The organism is Psychrobacter sp. SC65A.3 (assembly GCF_025642195.1).
GTDB classification, from domain to species: domain Bacteria; phylum Pseudomonadota; class Gammaproteobacteria; order Pseudomonadales; family Moraxellaceae; genus Psychrobacter; species Psychrobacter cryohalolentis.
Genome location: NZ_CP106752.1, coordinates 2,810,297 through 2,829,058 on the forward strand (window position 1 = coordinate 2,810,297; position 18,762 = coordinate 2,829,058).

Consider the following 18,762-nt stretch of genomic DNA (forward strand, 5'->3'; position numbering starts at 1 on the left):
TAAGAAAACGGGCTATGAACCTAAATTTTAATCAAAATCTTGCCAAAAAATATAAATCTGAACTTCAAAAAATTCGTGTGCTTAGCGAAGATTGGGTCGCCAACCAAAGTTACTGTCCTAATTGTAATGCCGAACCATTGGCTGCATTTACGAACGGCAAACCTGTCGCTGATTTTTATTGTGCAAACTGTAAAGAAGAATACGAACTAAAAAGTAAGAAGGCTAAATTAAGTAACATTATTAATGATGGTGCTTATGACACCATGATTGAACGTATCAACAGTGACAATAATCCCAGCTTTTTCTTTTTGACCTATTCTCAAGCATTGAGCGTCAACAACTTCTTAATCATTCCCAAACAATTCTTCAAGCCCGATATGATTATAAAGCGCAAACCGTTATCCGTTACGGCCAAACGTGCGGGCTGGGTTGGCTGTAATATTGACTTGCGTAAAGTGCCCGAATCAGGAAAAGTATTTTTAGTCAAAGACCAGCAAGTCATACCACGAGATAATGTCACTGAGCAATTTCAAAAAACCTTGTTTTTACGTACACAATCTATCGCCTCACGCGGCTGGACACTAGATGTATTGCAATGTATTGATAAGCTAGAAGCTAATTTCTCTCTCAATCAGGTTTATGCGTTTGCCGACTTATTAAAGCTTAAACATCCTGAAAACAACCACATTAAAGATAAAATCCGTCAGCAATTACAAATATTACGCGATAGAGGCATTATTAAGTTTTTGGGTCGTGGTCATTATCAAAAATTATATTAAACGCTTTTCGTTATAACGCTCAGCTCTAGGCTGCCCTTTTTAAATATGATTAAATCGCTTAAAACTCACTATTTCACCCGACAGTAACGTCAGACTGGTCATTGGCATAATACCGCGTAACGCATTGCAAAAGAACAGCTGCTGAAGCTGTGGCAAATCCTTATCTTGTAATGACCGCACAACAACTGGATATTTCGTCGTAGATAACTCATCAATAATTACTTGCCGCATCACGCCAGCGACGCCCGATTGTGCCATTGATGACGTATACCATTGACCTTGGGTTAAATAATTTGCGTTGCCTTTAACAGCCTTGTTTTTATCAGCACTATCTTTATCATCATTAGCCGTATTTATCATCTCTGAAGATGGCGACTCTACCAGTCGGCAATCAGATAATTGATAAAACATATTGCTCATCGTGCCTTCAACCCAGCACCCAGTCATATCACGTAGCAAGCCCTCACTGATATCTTGCGATCCATTAGAGTTTAATGAACGAGCTTTGATATCCTGCAACTCCGCACTCGCTAACACATTATCAAGACGATTTAGACTTTTTAGTCCAGCAAGAGACGGCGGCAGACAAGCGATTTGCGAAGATAAACAAACAGCAGTGCTCATAGGCTGCATCGGAACAAAAATACCATCAGCTAACGGCAATTGCGCAGTAGTGCTAACCTTCATCGCTAAGGATTTCAGCCAAGTCTCACACTTGCTACCGCACTCACTTGGCGTATAGCCATAACCACGGATATCTTGTGCGGCGCGTGTGATAATAAGCTTTAGCATACCTTGTTGTAGCTGCTGCGCATGCACTTGCAAGGCAGATAATAAACAGCAGTGGTCTAAATCAAGCTGCAAGGCAGTCGCATGAGAGATGAGACGCTGATGATGATACTCCGCCCACAGTATCTGCCCATTGATAACGCCCATGGTGGTAAAAAAACCATCGGCGTATGCCAATCCGCGATTGTCTAATGAGGCGGTACTGGCTGTAGTCTGCTTGTCTAATGCAGATAAACAGACCCAGCTATTTGATGGCTGCATGGCTTACTGATTTTTTTGGCTAGCAGACTTATTGATGACCAGCATACAGCTATAGAACTCACATTTTGCCAGCTCTACTTTTTGCCCACCGATGACTTTATTTTTGATAATTTGACCGTTTAGCATATCAGCCACCAGCTTACCGCCCTCATCACCCATTAATTGACGAGCAAGTTGATAGGATTTTTTGGCATGACCTTGACTGAGTGATTTTTCTTTATCCGAGTCGGTAGGATTGGCAAAGTACCAGCCAAGCTCGAGATATTTTTCAGAATCGATAAGATCTAAATAAGGTGCTTCGGTATTCATAAAACGGTATTTGGACGCAGGATTACTGGCATAATCCAAGCTATTTTCATCGGTGCTGACCACTTTACCAAGTGTTGATTTGATATCGTCTAGTTGATCGACACGAAGCGGCTCGACTTTCTTAGGACCCCATGACGCGACATCATATTTGACTGGGGTGCCCTCTTGCGCAGTAGCGCCATCTAAATCAGCATTTGGCGCAGGGTCTTTTGGTTTTGGTGTATCGGAGACGGTCTGCTTATCAGCACTTACTTCCTCTGTTGATACTTTGCTGCTTTTATTGTTATCACAGGCGCTTAACGACACGCCAACTGCCATTATCGTACTGACCATAAGGGTCTGTAGGGTGTTATTCCACATGGGCAACTTACTCACACTTTAAGATAGTTCTGAAAATGGTATTAACAAGCAGCTAGGTATGCCGCTGATAATGAATAGTGTCTGTTATTGAAGTCTTGCTATCACTGAATTTTATACATACGCTTTTTCTATTTAAATATTCTATAAATCACATTAAAAAAGCACAGGGAAAAATAATATGGTTACTTTTTCATGCTCTCTAGTTTACCCAACTGCTTAGCGCTTGACCACCCTTTACCTTACGGATAACACTCGCAGAGAGTACAGATTTGTTAAGATGCTAACGTCATAAAAATTTACCCCGACTCAGCTAGTTATATCCATAGCTTCAGGTTTGTCAAACGGCGCGTTATCCCTTATGATAAGTACGCTTTGATACCCTTACTTATGCCCTGTACCGCCAGTGGAGCCTTTATGACCCAGCATTTTATTGTTATTGGTAATCCGATTGCCCACAGCAAATCTCCTGAAATCCATACGTTATTTGGTACGCAAGCAGGGCTTGATATCTGTTATCAACGACAATATTGTCCAGATGATGCGGCAAGTTTTACGGCAGTGGTAGAAGCGTTTTTTCACGGTGGCGGCGTGGGCGCTAATGTAACTGTGCCTTTTAAACAAGTCGCATATGAATGCTGTGCAGCACGAGGCGGCTTATCTGAACATGCCAAAGTGGCTGGCGCGGTCAATACTTTATTGTTAGATAAAGCACTATTGGCAAAAGGTGTATCACCCGTAGAGGCGTTATTTGGTGACAATACTGATGGTCAAGGATTGGTCAATCATATGCAGCGTTTAGGCTGGCCATTGAATGGTGCACGCGTGGCAATCATTGGGGCAGGTGGTGCAGCGCGCGGCGTGGTATTGCCGCTGATAGAGGCTGGTATTGAAACGCTGAGTATCGCCAATCGTACAGTGAGTAAGGCAGAAATTTTAGTCGATGAACTTAGCACCGCAAGCGAAAAGATAAATCAACATACTATTCAGACCTATGCGACGGCTGATTTAAGTGGCGACTTTGATATCATTATCAATGCCACATCCATCGGACTATCAGGTGAAACCTTGCCACTAACCGATAAGCTAAACTGCCAATATGCTTACGATATGATGTATGGACGTGAGCTGCCATTTTTACAACATTTTTCTATCCGTGGTGCTCAGACATCGGATGGTTACGGCATGCTAATCGGGCAAGCGGCGTTAAGTTTTGAGCGTTGGACAGGACGCGCTATTGATGTTGCGCAAGCGACTACCGCATTAGAAAACGTATCAACATAATAAACGGTGCACGAGTGCAGCTATCATCTATCTAAATGACAAAAACGATCTACGTTTTTATACTAGCCAAATCGTGTCAGCAGCCATTTTTCTATACGGCGCAGCGGTACACGCAAATTCGTTGAATGCATGACAACCCCGCCACCAAGACCCACCATACAACCAAGTAGTGTATCCAACAAGCGTGTGTGCGTGACCTCTTGATAGACCGCTGACGTAAGCGGTAACCCACTGCCATATTCTGCAATGAATATCGTCAGTGGTGTGATAAATACAACGGCTAGTCCATAATGACGATCTACCAAGGATTCAATACAAAGCATCATAACCAATATTGAAATAGCGATACCCCATATCGACAGACCCCAAGATAGCATCCAACTCGCCAGACCCGCGCCCACCAATGTCCCTAGTAAACGATGTAGTTGCTTAATCCACATCGTCCGTAAGTGGATACCCTGAATGATCAGAAAACAGCTAACCGCTGCCCAGTACGGATTAGACATATTTAGCATTAAGGGAATCAAGAGCGCTAAACTGACAAAACCCGCGACAATAATGCTTTCACTAATGGTATCAGGCTCATAGCTATAAGTTGGTGTCGGCGTAGCAGGACGCGTCGCTAATAAAAATAGTGAATACAGCAACCCCATGATTAAGGCAAAGCCACTGCCCAGCATCACAAGCCCAGTGGCTGACATGATTTTCTCTAATGGCAAAGGTATAAATAATGCTAGCGCCCCAGCCATCATCACAAACAAGCCAGCTGGCGGCGGCTGGCGATAATAACGTCCAAACATAACCACACCAAAGGCTATCAGCATAAACACTGGCAGCCTAAGAATAGGTACTTGCTGTGCTGCCAAGCCGAATGCAAAGCATAACGACATGGCAAAGCCCCATGCCATCAAAGTCACTAAACGATAAGGCAGCTTGCCTATTAAAGGTAAATTCAAGATGACCATTGCCCCCAAAGACGCCTTAATACCTGATGGCAAAGCCTCAAAGTAAGCGCCCACAAATACGGGGAAACTGATGGTAATGGCAGCGATAATGGGCATATGCCATGGTCTCTTGCTTTGATTGACTGTCAGCAAATGAGCAAGCTCACCATCTATCAATAACTTCAGGCGAGTCAATAATAGTGTCAGCCAAGACACCCGCTTTGCCTTGGACTTTGGTACGCTCATACAAAGCCTTCCTTATATCGTAAATGCATTAGAATAATGGGCTTCCCGTTCGCCTTGATCATACGGTTATTCTTATTATAGATAATGGCTAAGCAAATTATAGATAATGGCTTAGCAAAACATGAGGTTAAAAAGCTCATTGACACAATAATAACTTAATGTTGTAATTATACTAATAAACTATGAATATTAGTTATTAGTTATATATTTGTCGCTATATAAGATTTATACTGCATCAATGCGTAACGACTGTTTTTTATCAAGGATAACTTAACAGTTTCCATAATAGACAAGCTAGCCTTAACATATCCACCCATTGACTCAAGATATTCTCTGTTTTTATTCCAAATAATTAAAATCGTTTCCATAAACTCTGGCTTAAAAACTAAGTCAACCGTCTATGATAGCGAACAACTAAAGAGAGCGACTATGTTAACTTACAAAGCACCTTTACGTGATATCAAGTTTTTAATTAATGATGTATTTGACTACCAAACGCATTATAAAGATTTGGATAATGGCGAAAATGCAGATCCTGAAACCGTTGATATGATTCTTCAAGGGATGGCAGATTTTGCCGAAAACGTTTTGGCACCTTTATATCAGCCAGCGGATGAAGAAGGTTGTCATTTTGAGAATGGTGTGGTGACTACGCCTAAAGGCTTTAAAGAAGCATATCAGCAGTTTGTTGATGGTGGCTGGCAAGGTATTTCTTACCCTGAAGAATATGGCGGTATGAACTTACCGACCTCATTGAACCTTATCAAAGCTGAAATGATCGGTACGGCTAACTGGCCTTGGGCAATGTATCCTGGTTTATCAACCGGCTGTATCAATACCATTATGCAGTATGGTACGGATGAGCAAAAAGAGACATATCTACATAAATTGGTCGAAGGCTCTTGGGCAGGCACTATGTGTCTAACTGAGCCACAATGTGGTACAGACTTGGGTCAAGTAAAGTCAAAAGCTATTCCACAAGACGATGGCAGCTATAAGCTTAGCGGTACTAAGATCTTCATCTCAAGTGGCGAGCATGACTTAACTGAAAACATTATTCATATCGTTTTAGCCCGTCTACCGGATGCACCAGAAGGCACCCGCGGTATTTCATTATTTATCGTACCGAAATTTTTGCCAAATGCTGAAGGCGAAATTGGCGAGCGCAATGGCGTCTCTTGTGGATCTATTGAACACAAAATGGGCATCAGCTCATCAGCGACTTGTGTCCTAAACTTTGATGATGCCGTTGGTTACTTAATTGGTGAGCCGAACAAAGGTCTAAAAGCCATGTTCACCTTTATGAACACTGCCCGTATTGGTACTGGTATCCAAGGTCTGGCGCACACTGAATTGTCATTCCAAAACGCTCTGCCATATGCCAAAGATCGTCGTTCAATGCGTACTTTATCAGGCACGAAAGATCCTGAAAAAGTAGCTGATGCGATTATCCATCATGCTGACGTACGTCGTATGTTACTTACCCAAAAAGCCTTTGCCGAAGGCGGTCGCTCAATGATTTATCATTCAGCACGCTATGCAGATAAAATGGCACAAGGCATCATCAATGGCGATGACGAAGAGTTTGAAAAATGGGATGATAAGCTTGGCTTCTATACGCCTATCCTAAAAGGCTTCTTGACTGAGCTAGGTATTGAAGCAGCTAAACACGGTCAGCAAATCTATGGCGGTCATGGCTATATCAAAGAATGGGGCATGGAGCTTATCGCTCGTGATGCTCGTATCGCGACCATGTACGAAGGTACGACTGGTATTCAGGCACTTGATTTGCTCGGTCGTAAGGTTATCTTGCAGTCTAAAGGTAAAATCATCCGCGATTACACCTCAAGCATCATGAAATGGTGTGGCGAGTATGCACTTGATAAAGACATGCGTAAATTCGTTTGGGCATTGACCAAGCTTTGTGCTGAGTGGAATACCTTAACGGTTCGCTTGATGCTAATGGCACGTAAAGACCGTGAAATCATCTCAGCAGCATCAGACGATTTCTTGATGTACTCAGGCTATGTCATGATGGGTTATCACTGGGCACGTATGGCGGCTGTCGCTTATGACAAGCTTGAAAATGGCGGCACAGAATCACCAGAGTTCTACAAAGCCAAAATCCAAACGGCAGAATTCTATTTTGATAAGCTGTTGCCACGTACCTCAGGTCACGCCGAAGGTATGGTTGCACCAAGCAGCAGCATGACTGCCATGAAAATCGAAAACTTTGCTTTCTTAGACTAGGGTTGATTAAAAGCTAGTCTAAGACTGTTATAAATAAAAAAGCGCTTAGTTAAATAACTAGGCGCTTTTTTTATACTGTATTAGCAAGTAACTAATAAATTCAGTTACGCATTTAACATTTTCTTATGATACACCGCGCTAATCTCTTCAACCTCTACGCATACTTGTAACGATGCGCGTCCTGATTGCTCAGCACCCAGCGTTTGCTCTATAGTAGTCACCAATTGCTCAGCAAGCTGATTACGGATACTTATATCACGACCGCTCATGATTTTTAGATGTGCATAAATAAAGCCATTGACTTGCTCATCATCTTCAACGCCCACTAAAAACGTTTCAACACGAATAATGCGCGCTTTAATATCTGTTGCTTTACCAAAGTGTCCACTGTCCCACAGGATCTTATTCAATGCTTTGAGGAATGATTCTTCGTGAGCAATACTGACATTGGGTGTCACTTGAATGGTTAAATGCGGCATGATTATATCCTTATACAATACGGGTAAAAAACGAAAAGTGAATAGCTTCGCAAAGCTAATGTATCTGACAATCAGCCGTTTTCAATCATCGGTAATAGAGGCAAAGCGAGCCGTAAGTGTCGTCGCTAATTGTGCTGGCGGCAGTTCAATCTCTAGACCACGGCGACCACCGCTCACATAGATGGTTGAATGTGTTTGCGCTGACTCATCTACAACAGTTGGCAAGCGTTTTTTTTGTCCCAATGGACTGACACCGCCTAATACATAGCCGGTACTACGCTCGACTTGTTTGGGATCTGCCATTTGGACTTTTTTGCAGGCCAGCATTTTATTAACAGATAGCGCCTTAGCCATTTTTTTAAAGTTTAAGGTTTTATCCACTGGCAAGATAGCAACAGCGAGCACATCTGTATCAGTCAATACGACCAAGGTTTTAAAAACCTGTGTCACGTCAACACTCAGCTTTTCGGCCGCTTCTAACCCAAAAGAGGCAGCGTTACTGTCATGAGTATACTCGTGTAATCGATAATCAAGACCACGTTGTTTGGCGAGATTGATAGCTGGCGTCATAATATTCTCACTGAATTAAGTGACGTTAATGAGTAAGCAGAAATACAAGATAGTATATCTTGTACAAAACTATTTTTACCCTAAATACTTTACTTTTCAAATCATTGAATAGCTTATGCAGCGCGTATCTTACTGCACAGTAACCAGAGCTTATTAATATTGGTAGTATCTACAGACACTATATATCGCTTTGATGGCTTTTATGGCATTATAAGGGCAATATATTTGACTAATTTTGATACCAATTATGATACCGAAGTTCTTAAAAAAACGGATTTTTAAAGCACCAGTGGTCAGCGGCAATACGCCAGCCACTGAACCGTCAGACACGCCAAAAATTGATGGCAGCCCTGTTGTACCCACGCCTTATACTAATGCACCAATTAATCAATTGTACCGTAAAATCTCGGGACAGATGCTAGATGTGGCGGTAAAACCAAAGCTTTTGGGCGAATTGCCAGAGTTTGATCAGGATGATCAGACGTTAAGATTTTATGTGCTGCAAGATTATTCGCGCTCCAACAGTATTTTGATTGACTTACAAACGCAAGAACATAAATTACCGCCAGCATTGGTTGGGGTAAATGACAGTGCTCATAATATCAAAGAAAATGCTGCCATTATATTTTTACATCACCCCCATGCTAAAGAAAACCAACTATCACCGCGCCTATCACGTCTGGTCTCTGCTGTTTTGCAGTATCCAGAATTAAAAGTACGCTTGGTACCAGTATCTATCCTCTGGGGACGCGCGCCTGAAAAAGAGGATTCTTTATTTAAACTGCTAACGGCTGATAACTGGCAAGATCCTAGCATTACCAAACAGTTATTTAATATCGGCGTGATGGGACGCGATACTTTTATACAGTTCCATCCTCCGCAAGATTTGCGTACCCTTATTAATGATAGCCTTAAAGACGATGACGATGAGCCTACTGACTTAAATTCCGCTATCTTTGAATCTGCTACTCTTGATACGAATGCCAGTGATGCTACAGATAGCGCCACTGAAAATACAATCGGTGTAGCGCCAAATTATACTGTGGTAGCTGCGGCTGATGGCAATCGTGAGCTTGTACGCTCATTGCAGCAGCAGCTTAATATTTATTTGGACAAACAACGCGCCAGTATGCTCGGTCCTGACTTATCAGACAGACGTAACTTAGTAGATAAGCTGGTTTACTCGCCTGCCATCAAACATGCAATAGAGGCAGAAGCGGCGGCAACAGGTACTAGCCCTCGAGAAGCGCGACTACTCGCAAAGAGCTACGCTAATGAGATGGTTAATGATTACTCACATGCCATCATCCGCGGTTTTTATAAATTTTTAACGTGGTTATGGACGCAATTGTATGATGGTGTAGAAGTACATCACTTCGAGCGCGTACGTGAACTGGCAGCAGATTATGAGCTGGTATATGTACCTTGTCATCGTAGCCATGTTGACTACCTATTACTGTCTTATGTCATTTATAAACGCGGCTTGAGTATTCCTTATGTCGCTGCGGGTGACAACTTAGATGTGCCAGTTTTAGGTCCAATATTACGCGGTGCAGTGGCTTTTTATATACGTCGTAGTTTCCGTGGTAATGCGCTTTATACCGCAGTTTTACGCGAGTATATGCACACGCTTATTACTCGTAATACGCCGATTGAATACTTTATCGAAGGCGGGCGCTCACGCTCAGGACGTTTGCTACCACCGAAAATGGGTATGCTAGCAATGACAGTGCACAGCCAATTGCGTCAGAGTAACAAGCCAGTGGTCTTTATTCCGACTTATATCGGTTATGAGCGCATCATGGAAGGTGGCACCTATATCGGTGAGCTAAAAGGTAAGCCAAAAGAGTCTGAATCATTACTTGGACTCCTCAAAGTCGGTCGCAAGATTGAACGTATTTTTGGCAATGTGCACTTAAGTTTTGGTACACCGCTACATCTAACCGATTTTATGGCCAAATTTGATGTACCAGAAAACAGCTTACCTGCTGATCGCACCGATACGCCGCTCGATGATAAAGCCAGCGCCATGGTTGATAATATCGGTGTCAAAGTCATGCAGCATATCAATAAAGCAGCAGTGGTTACTCCGGTATCCTTGCTGTCACTGGTGTTACTATCTGCACCAAAATCGGCGCTCGATGAAGATATTTGCCGCGAGCAAATTGCCCTTTATCAAGGTTTGGCTCAACAGCTGCCGTATTCAAGTGATACGGTCGTTACCGACATGTCGCCGCAGCAAATTATTGATTATGGTATTAAGTTAAAACTTATTGAACGTATCCCTCATATCTTGGGCGATATCATTCAGATTGCAGGTAAGCAAGCAGCACTGTTGAGTTATTTCCGCAATAATATTCTTCATGTCTTTATTCTCCTGTCTTTCTTAGCGGCTTTAGTTGCCCGTAATGGTCGTATCGAACGTAGCCGTCTAGACAATATCGCCATGCAGCTCTATCCATTTCTGCAAAGCGAGCTATTCTTATATTATCCTGCGCATGGTTTGGCGGATACCCTGAACAAAAAAGTTGACAGTCTGATTGCTCACGGTCTAATTGTAGAATTGGGCGATGGTATGCTGAGCGTCCCTGAAGCCAATAGCAGATGCTACCAACAGCTACAAGTGCTTGCCACGCCGGTTGAGCAAAGTCTTGAACGCTACTTTATGACCTTGGCTCTACTCGCTCAACAAGGCTCAGGCAACTTAACCGAAAACGAAGTAGTTGATTTATGTCATCTGCTTGGTCAACGTTTATCAGTGTTATATGCTGATGATATTCCTGACTTCTTTGATCGCGCATTATTCACCAGTTTCCTCGGTGCATTGACTCGTTTGGATTATCTGCAAAAAGATACAGAAACTGGCATCTTAACCTTTGATCAACGTATCAATGATATTGCTCATCATGCAAAATATGTGCTGAGACCTGAAATGATGCAAATTCTGCATCAAGTAGCCAGTCTGAATGAAGAAGAGATTGCCCATGCTATTACTGAGATCAGCAATAAAAAGCAACGTAAATTTGGGCGTAAGCGTTAACTTTTAATCAATTTTATGATGCATAAAAAAGACCTCTAATAATTGAACTGACCCCCAAATGTTAGACGGTTTATTTTATATCAAGGACTGAGTTCTGTACTTAACAGGACTCAGTCCTTTTAGTTTGAGTTGAATTCTTTCATGATTATAGTAGTGAATATACTCATGAATCTGTTTCTCTAAACCTTCAATCGAATTAGGCTTTTCAATATAAATGGTCTCGCACTTCAGGGTACCGAAGAACCCCTCCATGAGCGCATTATCCAAACAGTTGCCTTTTCTGCTCATACTTTGCTTAATCCCATGCTGTTTCAGCACCTGTCCAAACAGTCTCATTTGATAATGCCATCCTTGATCAGAATGTAGCATGAGCGTCTTATCACGACACGCTTTCGTCTTTGCCAAAGCATCCTCTAGCATCTTGCCAACTAAGTCATAAGTCGGTCTCTTTGAGAGTGTATAACTGACAATCTCATTGTTATAACAATCTAGTATGGGCGACAAATACAGCTTATCATCACCGACCTTAAACTCGGTAATATCGGTGAGCCAGCGCTTGTTCGGTCTATCTGCATGAAACTGGCGTTTTAAATAGTTCTTCGCAATCTTACCTTGTTGTCCTTTATAGGAGCGATACTTCTGACGTCTTATCTTTGCGCTAAGGGTCATGTCATGCATAAGCTTAGCGATGAGCTTATGGTTATGATGACAATCTAACTGCTTTAGCGCGGCCGTTATTCTGCGATAGCCATACCTGCCTTTGTGCTTATGATACAGCTTAGCAATACGCTGTTTTAAGTCTGCATATTTGTCTTTAACGTCAAACTGGCACCTATGGTAGTAAAAGACACTCTTAGCCATCTTAGCGATGTTTAGCAAAGCAGATAAAGGGTGCGCTTGTCTTAGTGCTTCGATGAGCCTTGCTTTTTGCCTGCTTGTTCCTCCGCTTTGAGCAAGGCATCGAGCTTTTTTAGGTAGGCGTTCTCTGCACGTAGGTACTCATTCTCACGCTTAAGCTCTGCTAAGGTTTTCTCATCATCTGGTTTGTCTGTGATAAAGGGTTTACTCATGGCGGTTCTACCTTTGGGTTTGGATATTAGGCCAGACATGCCTTGTTGTCGATATGCTTTGTGCCAATGACTGATTAGCGCCGGTGAGCTGATGTTAAATGTTAAAGCGACCTCGGATTGACTTAATCCTTGCGTCAGCATGGTCGTAATCACTTTGTATTTAAACCCACTGCTGTATTTGGCCTTACTTGTCTTTGGCTTGATCGCGTCTATACCACCGCTTTGGTATTGCTTAACCCATTTTTGTACAAGTTTCGAATCTACTTTAAACTTCTCACTTGTGGCAAGTCCGGTATGTCCTTGCCGATAGTATGCGATGACTTGCATCTTAAAGTCTAGATCGTAACGCATAAAAATACCCCCATAAGTTGTGTCCAACTTATGGGGGTCGGTTCAAATTAGAGGTCTTTTTTATTACTTTACATTTGAAATTTCTGAGCAGCTATCTTAAGTTGAAATCTTTTTATACTTCATACGCTTAGGATTGGCATCATCACCCATCGTCTTTTTACGATACGTTTCAAACTCAGAATAATTACCATCGAACCAAACTGGACCTTCATCTTCAAACGCCAAGATATGAGTCGCGATACGGTCAAGGAACCATCGATCATGCGACACGACCATGACAGTACCTGGGAAGACCTGAATCGCATCTTCTAACGCACGTAAGGTTTCGATGTCCAAATCGTTTGATGGTTCATCAAGGAGCAATACGTTTGCGCCTTGCTTCAAGGTCTTAGCTAACTGCAAGCGGTTACGCTCACCACCAGACAATTGACCGACGTGCTTTTGCTGGTCTGAACCTTTAAAGTTAAAGCGACCAATATAAGCGCGGCTTGGCGTCGTATAGTCACCAACGGTAATAATATCAAGCCCGTCAGAGATTTCTTCCCAAACCGTTTTGCTATCATCTAAATTGTCGCGTACCTGACCAACATAAGCAACTTTGACACTTTCGCCCAAATCGACTGAGCCTGTATCTGGCGTATCGCGTTCGGTAATCATGTTAAATAGTGTGGTTTTACCCGCACCATTTGGACCAATAATACCAACAATGGCACCAGCTGGGACGTTAAAGCTAAGGTTTTCATAGAGTAAACGGTCACCAAATGACTTGGAGATATCGTTGACTTCGATGACTTTATTACCCAAACGAGGACCCGGTGGAATATAAATCTCAGAGGTCTCATTACGCTTCTGGAACTCTTGTGAGTTCAATTCTTCAAAACGCTGCACGCGAGATTTAGACTTAGCTTGTTGACCTTTTTGGTTTTTACGAATCCAATCCAGCTCTTTTTTTAACGCTTTAGCAAACGATTCTTCTTGCTTATTCTGCTGCTCTAGACGAGTGTTCTTTTGCTCAAGCCACTCAGTATAGTTGCCTTCATACGGATAGCCATGACCGCGGTCAAGCTCCAAAATCCACTGAGCAACGTTATCCAAGAAATAACGGTCATGGGTAATGGCAACGATAGTACCACTATAGTTCTGCAAGAACTGCTCTAACCATGCCACGGACTCAGCGTCCAAATGGTTGGTTGGTTCGTCAAGTAATAACATATCAGGGCGTGATAATAGCAAACGGCATAGCGCCACACGGCGTTTTTCACCACCTGATAGTTTACTGACATCCGCATCCCATGGTGGCAGACGAAGTGCATCAGCCGCTTTTTCAAGCTGGGTATTTAAGTTATGCGCATCCCATGCTTGGATGATGTCTTCCATCTTACCTTGCTCTTCAGCAAGCTTGTCAAAGTCAGCATCGGGTTCAGCATATTCCGCATAAATGGCATCAAGACGAGCAAGCGCATCTAACGCCTCACGCATACCGTCTTCGACGTTACCACGGACATCTTTGCTGTCATCGAGCTGCGGTTCCTGCGGCAAATAACCGATTTTGGTACCCGTTTGCGCACGAGCTTCACCACTAAATTCAGTATCCACGCCCGCCATGATGCGTAGCAAGGTTGATTTACCTGAACCATTGATACCCAAAACACCAATTTTGGCGCCAGGGAAAAAAGATAGATTGATGTTCTTTAAGATTTCACGCTTAGGTGGAACAAGTTTTGACACGTTGTTCATCGTGTAAATATATTGAGCCATTAACACTCCGATAGACTGCATAAAAGAGGAAAACAAACAGACTTAGCAATACTACCAAGTAAGCTGCACCTCAAAATCAGGGGTATTCATTGACTGTCATTATCGCATTGTGGCGCAACCCCTGCAAGCTAACTGGCTGTTTTACCGCTTGTTTCATACCTTTTGACATAAAGCTGAGCGCATTTTATATAAAATGCTTCTATTAAAATTATCATTCAGCTTACTGGTGTATCTTTCTGATCCATGGCCGTTTTATAAAAACCACAAAAAACAGCATTAAACATTTCGCAAAATTAATCAATAGACGATATTATATTAGCTAATCTTAATAAAATAGCTTTGTAAAAACGGCTCAATAGAAAAGGTACTCCATGACGACTGGCTATCGCCCTGAACTGATCCAACGTGTGTTTATTGATTTCATCAGTACACGGCTGCACCCCTTTTGGTCATTAACTGTGCCTAAATTGCGTCTTATAGCACGCCGTACACTCAGTGATGACTTGATAGCGCTACAATTTGAGCCTAACCGCGCCTTTAAGCAGCAAGCTTTTAGTTCAGGTAATAGCTCACACGATGGCTGGCATGGCGGTCAGCATATTAATTTAAGCATACTGATTGATGGTATTTATCATCAACGCCCCTATTCATTGGTTGGTCTAGCGCAGCAGCCATTATGGTGGCATGAGGACAGCGATAAAAATTCTAATCGAAATCAAGACAACCTTAATAATAGCCTTGATAAAAACGGTTCTGATAGAGATCGCCTTGATGAAAAGTCACAACCGCAAGCTATTGTCTCTACGATGACTATTGCTGTTAAGCCGCAAGGTCTAGTATCAGATTATCTAAGTAAACGTGCAGCACTGGGTGCTATATTTAATAGCAGTTTACCCAGTGGCGAATTTACTCTAGCTCATACAGTGTTAGCACAGCAAGCAAGTCAAATAAGCGAACCCTTATCCCTTACCTCTACACCACTGCCACTATTGTTTATCGCTAGCGGCAGTGGTATTACGCCAATGCTAGGTTTGATTACGCAGGCGCTGCAAAATGGGCATCCAGTAACGCTGCTACATTACAATCGTACAAACTTCTATAAATCCCCATTGCAAGATCAATGGCAGCAGTTAGCTACTAAGTATCCAACATTCATTTATCATCTTATTAATACAGAAGACCCCAATACTTATCTTGCCGGCTCACGACATTTGAGCGTAGAAACTTTAACAGCATTAAAATTACCGCTGATGGATACACAGATATTTGCCTGTGGTTCGCCGGCGTTGTTAGCGGGTTTGTACCGCGCTTGCGATGAGATTAATTTGCCAGATAACAAGCAGCTGCGTGACAACATTACGATAGAGAGCTTTAGTGCCATAGAGAACTTCAATCATATCTTGCCTGCTATAGATAAAGCAGACGAAGAAGTGATTACTAGCGACGTAAAAACAATTTATTTACGTGGACGGCAACGACAATATAACAGTAGTACGACATTACTATTAGGTGCTGAGAGCGCTGGTATTCGAATGAGCCACGGCTGCAGACAAGGTATCTGTCAGCTGTGTCGCTGTAATAAAATCAGCGGTAGAGTAAAAAACATTCAAACCGGTAAGATAAGTAATGATGGCTATGAGTCTATTCAAACCTGCATTAATGTACCAATGACTGATGTCATATTGGATATTTAAAAAATATTATCAAGGATAAGACAGCCTTGCATAAACATTTATTTGTAATGTTTATTAAAACTGACACCGATGATTAAACCGAACGTTGTGCTTACGATTTATTGATGCACCTTCGGATAAGGACTATCTATGCGCTTGTTACCCCCTATATTTAAAGCTAAATCTGCAGTCTCTACTATAACTTCGTTAGTCGATGCACCATTCAAAACCACGCGATATCCAACGTTAACGGGTACGCCGTTACCAAAAGTGCAAACCGAAGCGCTCGCTAATGAATTGAATACTCTGTATCAAAGCGTGATGGACTCACTAGGCAGCGATGATGCGCGCTATATTCAGCGTGTTTATGGAACGGTGGTATATAGCGAGGTCATTTCACGGGCATTACTGGCATTTTCTGGGCAATTATCATCAAAACGTAGCAAACTTAGCGTTTGGCTACTTGGCACATCCTTACTGAGTTTTAGTAAAATTTTAAACAATATGGAGCTTGGTCATAACGTCATGCATGGTCAGTATGATTGGATGCAGCACCCTCACCTTAACAGCCAAAAGTTCGATTGGGATATCGTTTGCCCTGCGCCCCTATGGCAGCATTCGCATAACTACTTGCATCATACTTTTACCAATATCGTCGGTCGCGACCATGACGTCGGCTATCACTTGATTCGTGTGACTGATGAGCAGCCTTGGACGCCAAGCGATCGTTATAACTTATTTAAGACGATGATATTGGCATTAGGCTTTGAATGGGCAGTCGCTTTCCATGATATCCAAATCAGTGTTGACGAATACGCAGATAAGCCGCAGCTGGCAGGAATAATGCAGCCAAAAGCTCGTGCCCTATTCAGTAAAATCGCCCGGCAAATGGGTAAAGATTATATTGCTTTTCCTGCGGTGGCAGGTCTGACATTAGGTCATAGTAGTGCAATGACGACCCTAAGCGGTAATATCACTGCCAATATCGCCCGTAATCTATGGACATGGGCGGTGATATTTTGTGGTCACTTTACTGAGCAGGCGCATATTTATACCCAGCTTGATGCCAATGAGAGCAAAGGTGATTGGTACGTACGCCAAATTCTCGGTTCTAGTAATATTCAGGGTAATAAATGGTTTCATATTCTGACTGGTAATTTATCGCATCAGATTGAGCACCATATCTTTCCGGATATGCCTGCTAGGCACTATGCGCAGATTGCACCAAACGTACAAGCCATCTGCGATAAATACGATTTAGCCTATAATACTGGGCACTTTAGTCATCAATTTAAGCAAGTAATTGGACGCATTCGCCATTTTAGTAAACCAAATAGCGATGAATGGCGCGCTTACACACAATCGATATCAAATAATGATAGAAGCATTACCAACAATAGCAGTAATAACCATGCCTCTAACAAAGCTACTGAGACATTACGTGGTTTTAGAAGGTTTCTCCCTCAGGTCGTGCGCCAAGCTATGTTTTATGCCTGATTTTTTATTAATGAGACTGGCATAGTCTTTAATCTTGAAAAGAGCTTTTAGAATAGAAGCCTGTTAAAAATATTAACATTTGCCCTATCTGCTCTTACGCTAACAGCCTAGAGATGTAAACTAGAAATCTGCACAATAACAAGAGTAGAAATAATTATAATATTTGAAAATAGGGAGTTTTTATGAGTAACGTCGGTACAAAATCAGATATGAATATCGTCCATAATGAGGCAGCAAGACGCTTTGAGACTTCGATCGATGGGCAGACAGGTTATATTAGTTACAAAGAGCGTGAGGATAAGCTGGTATATGATCATACTATCGTCCCACAGGAGTTAGGTGGTCGAGGAGTTGGCTCGGCATTAGTAAAACATGCATTGGACTATGCTCGTGAAAACAATAAGAAAGTAGTACCGCAGTGCTCGTTTGTTGCTTCGTATATTGATAAAAATCCTGACTACAAGGATCTACTATAGTTCAAACTATTGAATAAGTATGTTTAACGATAAATAGCTACGATAGTTTGCTCTATTAACCGTTATACTAGCGCTATATACTCTCACTAATAACGTCATTGCCCTCCTATCTTCTTGATACTTCTATTATATTTTTTTAACCAAATATATAATAAAATGTCAGTGACAGGTGGGTTTTTTGTCCTATGACTTTTTATAAGCGTTTATTACATTCGTGAAGGCAAATAAAAATTACAGTAGTTGCCACACTATTTTATCGTTAATAATGATTTTTCTATCCACCATAATAATAAAGGATATCACCATGAGTAGTTTATCTAATCAACAAGTCGATTTGCAGCTAGAAGAATTACCAGGCTGGCAGCGCGAAGGTAATGCGATCGTAAAAACTTACCACTTTGGCGATTTTGTTGAAGCTATGAGCTTCATGAATCAAGCGGCTTTTCATGCTGAGGCCTTAGAACATCATCCTGAATGGAGTAATACCTATAATGTAGTAGAAGTTCGCCTGACTACTGGCGATACTGGCGGCATCACCAGCCATGATGTTCGTTTAGCAAAACGCATGGAACATATCGTCCAGCCCAAACGCCTATAAATATCAAGCTGTGTGCTTACTACGTATCGCT

Annotated in this window: 16 protein-coding genes; 8 read left to right on the forward strand and 8 right to left on the reverse strand. The window is 42.1% G+C overall.

Features of this window, described 5'->3' with window-relative positions; all coding sequences use genetic code 11:
* The first annotated feature begins 14 nt into the window (after nucleotides 1–14).
* Nucleotides 15–779, forward strand: coding sequence for a DpnI domain-containing protein (locus OEG80_RS11910; protein WP_263241003.1), 765 nt, complete (start codon nucleotides 15–17; stop codon nucleotides 777–779).
* A 39-nt stretch (nucleotides 780–818) separates the two neighbouring features.
* Here OEG80_RS11910 and OEG80_RS11915 read toward each other — a convergent pair whose 3' ends face one another.
* Nucleotides 819–1,829 (reverse strand): aminotransferase class IV, encoded by a 1,011-nt coding sequence (locus OEG80_RS11915; RefSeq protein ID WP_263241004.1) that lies wholly within the window; start codon nucleotides 1,827–1,829, stop codon nucleotides 819–821.
* A gap of 3 nt (nucleotides 1,830–1,832) precedes the next feature.
* A complete protein-coding gene (locus OEG80_RS11920; protein ID WP_181209398.1) occupies nucleotides 1,833–2,498 on the reverse strand; it encodes a hypothetical protein in 666 nt (221 codons plus the stop codon).
* Nucleotides 2,499–2,912: 414 nt separating this feature from the next.
* On the opposite strand from OEG80_RS11920, the gene aroE reads away from it, so the two are divergent.
* The gene (aroE, locus tag OEG80_RS11925) at nucleotides 2,913–3,779 is read left to right on the forward strand and encodes a shikimate dehydrogenase (RefSeq protein WP_263241005.1); all 867 of its coding nucleotides are present in this window, start codon (nucleotides 2,913–2,915) and stop codon (nucleotides 3,777–3,779) included.
* A 62-nt stretch (nucleotides 3,780–3,841) separates the two neighbouring features.
* Here aroE and OEG80_RS11930 read toward each other — a convergent pair whose 3' ends face one another.
* Nucleotides 3,842–4,969 (reverse strand): FUSC family protein, encoded by a 1,128-nt coding sequence (locus OEG80_RS11930; protein ID WP_263241007.1) that lies wholly within the window; start codon nucleotides 4,967–4,969, stop codon nucleotides 3,842–3,844.
* Nucleotides 4,970–5,398: 429 nt separating this feature from the next.
* Here OEG80_RS11930 and OEG80_RS11935 point away from each other — a divergent pair, with 429 nt between their 5' ends.
* Nucleotides 5,399–7,219 (forward strand): acyl-CoA dehydrogenase C-terminal domain-containing protein, encoded by a 1,821-nt coding sequence (locus OEG80_RS11935; protein ID WP_263241008.1) that lies wholly within the window; start codon nucleotides 5,399–5,401, stop codon nucleotides 7,217–7,219.
* Nucleotides 7,220–7,323: 104 nt separating this feature from the next.
* Here OEG80_RS11935 and OEG80_RS11940 read toward each other — a convergent pair whose 3' ends face one another.
* Entirely contained in the window at nucleotides 7,324–7,698 is a 375-nt protein-coding gene (locus OEG80_RS11940; RefSeq protein WP_011512521.1) for a 5-carboxymethyl-2-hydroxymuconate Delta-isomerase, read from the reverse strand.
* A gap of 81 nt (nucleotides 7,699–7,779) precedes the next feature.
* Nucleotides 7,780–8,268 (reverse strand): Cys-tRNA(Pro) deacylase, encoded by a 489-nt coding sequence (ybaK, locus tag OEG80_RS11945; protein ID WP_263241009.1) that lies wholly within the window; start codon nucleotides 8,266–8,268, stop codon nucleotides 7,780–7,782.
* Nucleotides 8,269–8,515: 247 nt separating this feature from the next.
* On the opposite strand from ybaK, the gene plsB reads away from it, so the two are divergent.
* The gene (gene plsB / locus OEG80_RS11950) at nucleotides 8,516–11,308 is read left to right on the forward strand and encodes a glycerol-3-phosphate 1-O-acyltransferase PlsB (RefSeq protein ID WP_263241011.1); all 2,793 of its coding nucleotides are present in this window, start codon (nucleotides 8,516–8,518) and stop codon (nucleotides 11,306–11,308) included.
* A 75-nt stretch (nucleotides 11,309–11,383) separates the two neighbouring features.
* Here the strand turns inward: plsB and OEG80_RS11955 are convergent, their stop codons facing one another.
* The 3 genes from OEG80_RS11955 to ettA form a co-directional block, all read right to left on the reverse strand.
* The gene (locus OEG80_RS11955; RefSeq protein WP_263242443.1) at nucleotides 11,384–12,223 is read right to left on the reverse strand and encodes an IS3 family transposase; all 840 of its coding nucleotides are present in this window, start codon (nucleotides 12,221–12,223) and stop codon (nucleotides 11,384–11,386) included.
* The gene (locus OEG80_RS11960) at nucleotides 12,211–12,729 is read right to left on the reverse strand and encodes a helix-turn-helix domain-containing protein (protein WP_263241012.1); all 519 of its coding nucleotides are present in this window, start codon (nucleotides 12,727–12,729) and stop codon (nucleotides 12,211–12,213) included. The genes OEG80_RS11955 and OEG80_RS11960 overlap by 13 nt, the downstream gene beginning before the upstream one ends.
* A gap of 96 nt (nucleotides 12,730–12,825) precedes the next feature.
* Nucleotides 12,826–14,487: an energy-dependent translational throttle protein EttA gene (gene ettA, locus OEG80_RS11965; protein ID WP_011512518.1), complete on the reverse strand. Its 1,662-nt coding sequence runs from the start codon at nucleotides 14,485–14,487 to the stop codon at nucleotides 12,826–12,828.
* Nucleotides 14,488–14,858: 371 nt separating this feature from the next.
* Here ettA and OEG80_RS11970 point away from each other — a divergent pair, with 371 nt between their 5' ends.
* The 4 genes from OEG80_RS11970 to OEG80_RS11985 all read left to right on the forward strand — a co-directional run bounded on the left by OEG80_RS11970 (nucleotide 14,859) and on the right by OEG80_RS11985 (nucleotide 18,731).
* Nucleotides 14,859–16,181: a flavin reductase family protein gene (locus OEG80_RS11970; protein WP_020442519.1), complete on the forward strand. Its 1,323-nt coding sequence runs from the start codon at nucleotides 14,859–14,861 to the stop codon at nucleotides 16,179–16,181.
* A 129-nt stretch (nucleotides 16,182–16,310) separates the two neighbouring features.
* Nucleotides 16,311–17,657, forward strand: coding sequence for a fatty acid desaturase family protein (locus tag OEG80_RS11975; RefSeq protein ID WP_020442518.1), 1,347 nt, complete (start codon nucleotides 16,311–16,313; stop codon nucleotides 17,655–17,657).
* 182 nt (nucleotides 17,658–17,839) lie between these two features.
* Entirely contained in the window at nucleotides 17,840–18,133 is a 294-nt protein-coding gene (locus tag OEG80_RS11980) for a GNAT family N-acetyltransferase (RefSeq protein WP_020442517.1), read from the forward strand.
* Between the two features lie 304 nt (nucleotides 18,134–18,437).
* Nucleotides 18,438–18,731, forward strand: coding sequence for a 4a-hydroxytetrahydrobiopterin dehydratase (locus OEG80_RS11985; RefSeq protein WP_133103928.1), 294 nt, complete (start codon nucleotides 18,438–18,440; stop codon nucleotides 18,729–18,731).
* Nucleotides 18,732–18,762: the final 31 nt, after the last annotated feature.

What these genes read in the sequence shown, in the direction of transcription:
- OEG80_RS11910 (WP_263241003.1), top strand. Translation starts at nt 15, where the DNA reads ATGAACCTAAATTTTAATCAAAATCTTGCCAAAAAATATAAATCTGAA.
- OEG80_RS11915 (WP_263241004.1), bottom strand. Translation starts at nt 1,829, where the DNA reads ATGCAGCCATCAAATAGCTGGGTCTGTTTATCTGCATTAGACAAGCAG.
- OEG80_RS11920 (WP_181209398.1), bottom strand. Translation starts at nt 2,498, where the DNA reads ATGTGGAATAACACCCTACAGACCCTTATGGTCAGTACGATAATGGCA.
- aroE (WP_263241005.1), top strand. Translation starts at nt 2,913, where the DNA reads ATGACCCAGCATTTTATTGTTATTGGTAATCCGATTGCCCACAGCAAA.
- OEG80_RS11930 (WP_263241007.1), bottom strand. Translation starts at nt 4,969, where the DNA reads ATGAGCGTACCAAAGTCCAAGGCAAAGCGGGTGTCTTGGCTGACACTA.
- OEG80_RS11935 (WP_263241008.1), top strand. Translation starts at nt 5,399, where the DNA reads ATGTTAACTTACAAAGCACCTTTACGTGATATCAAGTTTTTAATTAAT.
- OEG80_RS11940 (WP_011512521.1), bottom strand. Translation starts at nt 7,698, where the DNA reads ATGCCGCATTTAACCATTCAAGTGACACCCAATGTCAGTATTGCTCAC.
- ybaK (WP_263241009.1), bottom strand. Translation starts at nt 8,268, where the DNA reads ATGACGCCAGCTATCAATCTCGCCAAACAACGTGGTCTTGATTATCGA.
- plsB (WP_263241011.1), top strand. Translation starts at nt 8,516, where the DNA reads ATGATACCGAAGTTCTTAAAAAAACGGATTTTTAAAGCACCAGTGGTC.
- OEG80_RS11960 (WP_263241012.1), bottom strand. Translation starts at nt 12,729, where the DNA reads ATGCGTTACGATCTAGACTTTAAGATGCAAGTCATCGCATACTATCGG.
- ettA (WP_011512518.1), bottom strand. Translation starts at nt 14,487, where the DNA reads ATGGCTCAATATATTTACACGATGAACAACGTGTCAAAACTTGTTCCA.
- OEG80_RS11970 (WP_020442519.1), top strand. Translation starts at nt 14,859, where the DNA reads ATGACGACTGGCTATCGCCCTGAACTGATCCAACGTGTGTTTATTGAT.
- OEG80_RS11975 (WP_020442518.1), top strand. Translation starts at nt 16,311, where the DNA reads ATGCGCTTGTTACCCCCTATATTTAAAGCTAAATCTGCAGTCTCTACT.
- OEG80_RS11980 (WP_020442517.1), top strand. Translation starts at nt 17,840, where the DNA reads ATGAGTAACGTCGGTACAAAATCAGATATGAATATCGTCCATAATGAG.
- OEG80_RS11985 (WP_133103928.1), top strand. Translation starts at nt 18,438, where the DNA reads ATGAGTAGTTTATCTAATCAACAAGTCGATTTGCAGCTAGAAGAATTA.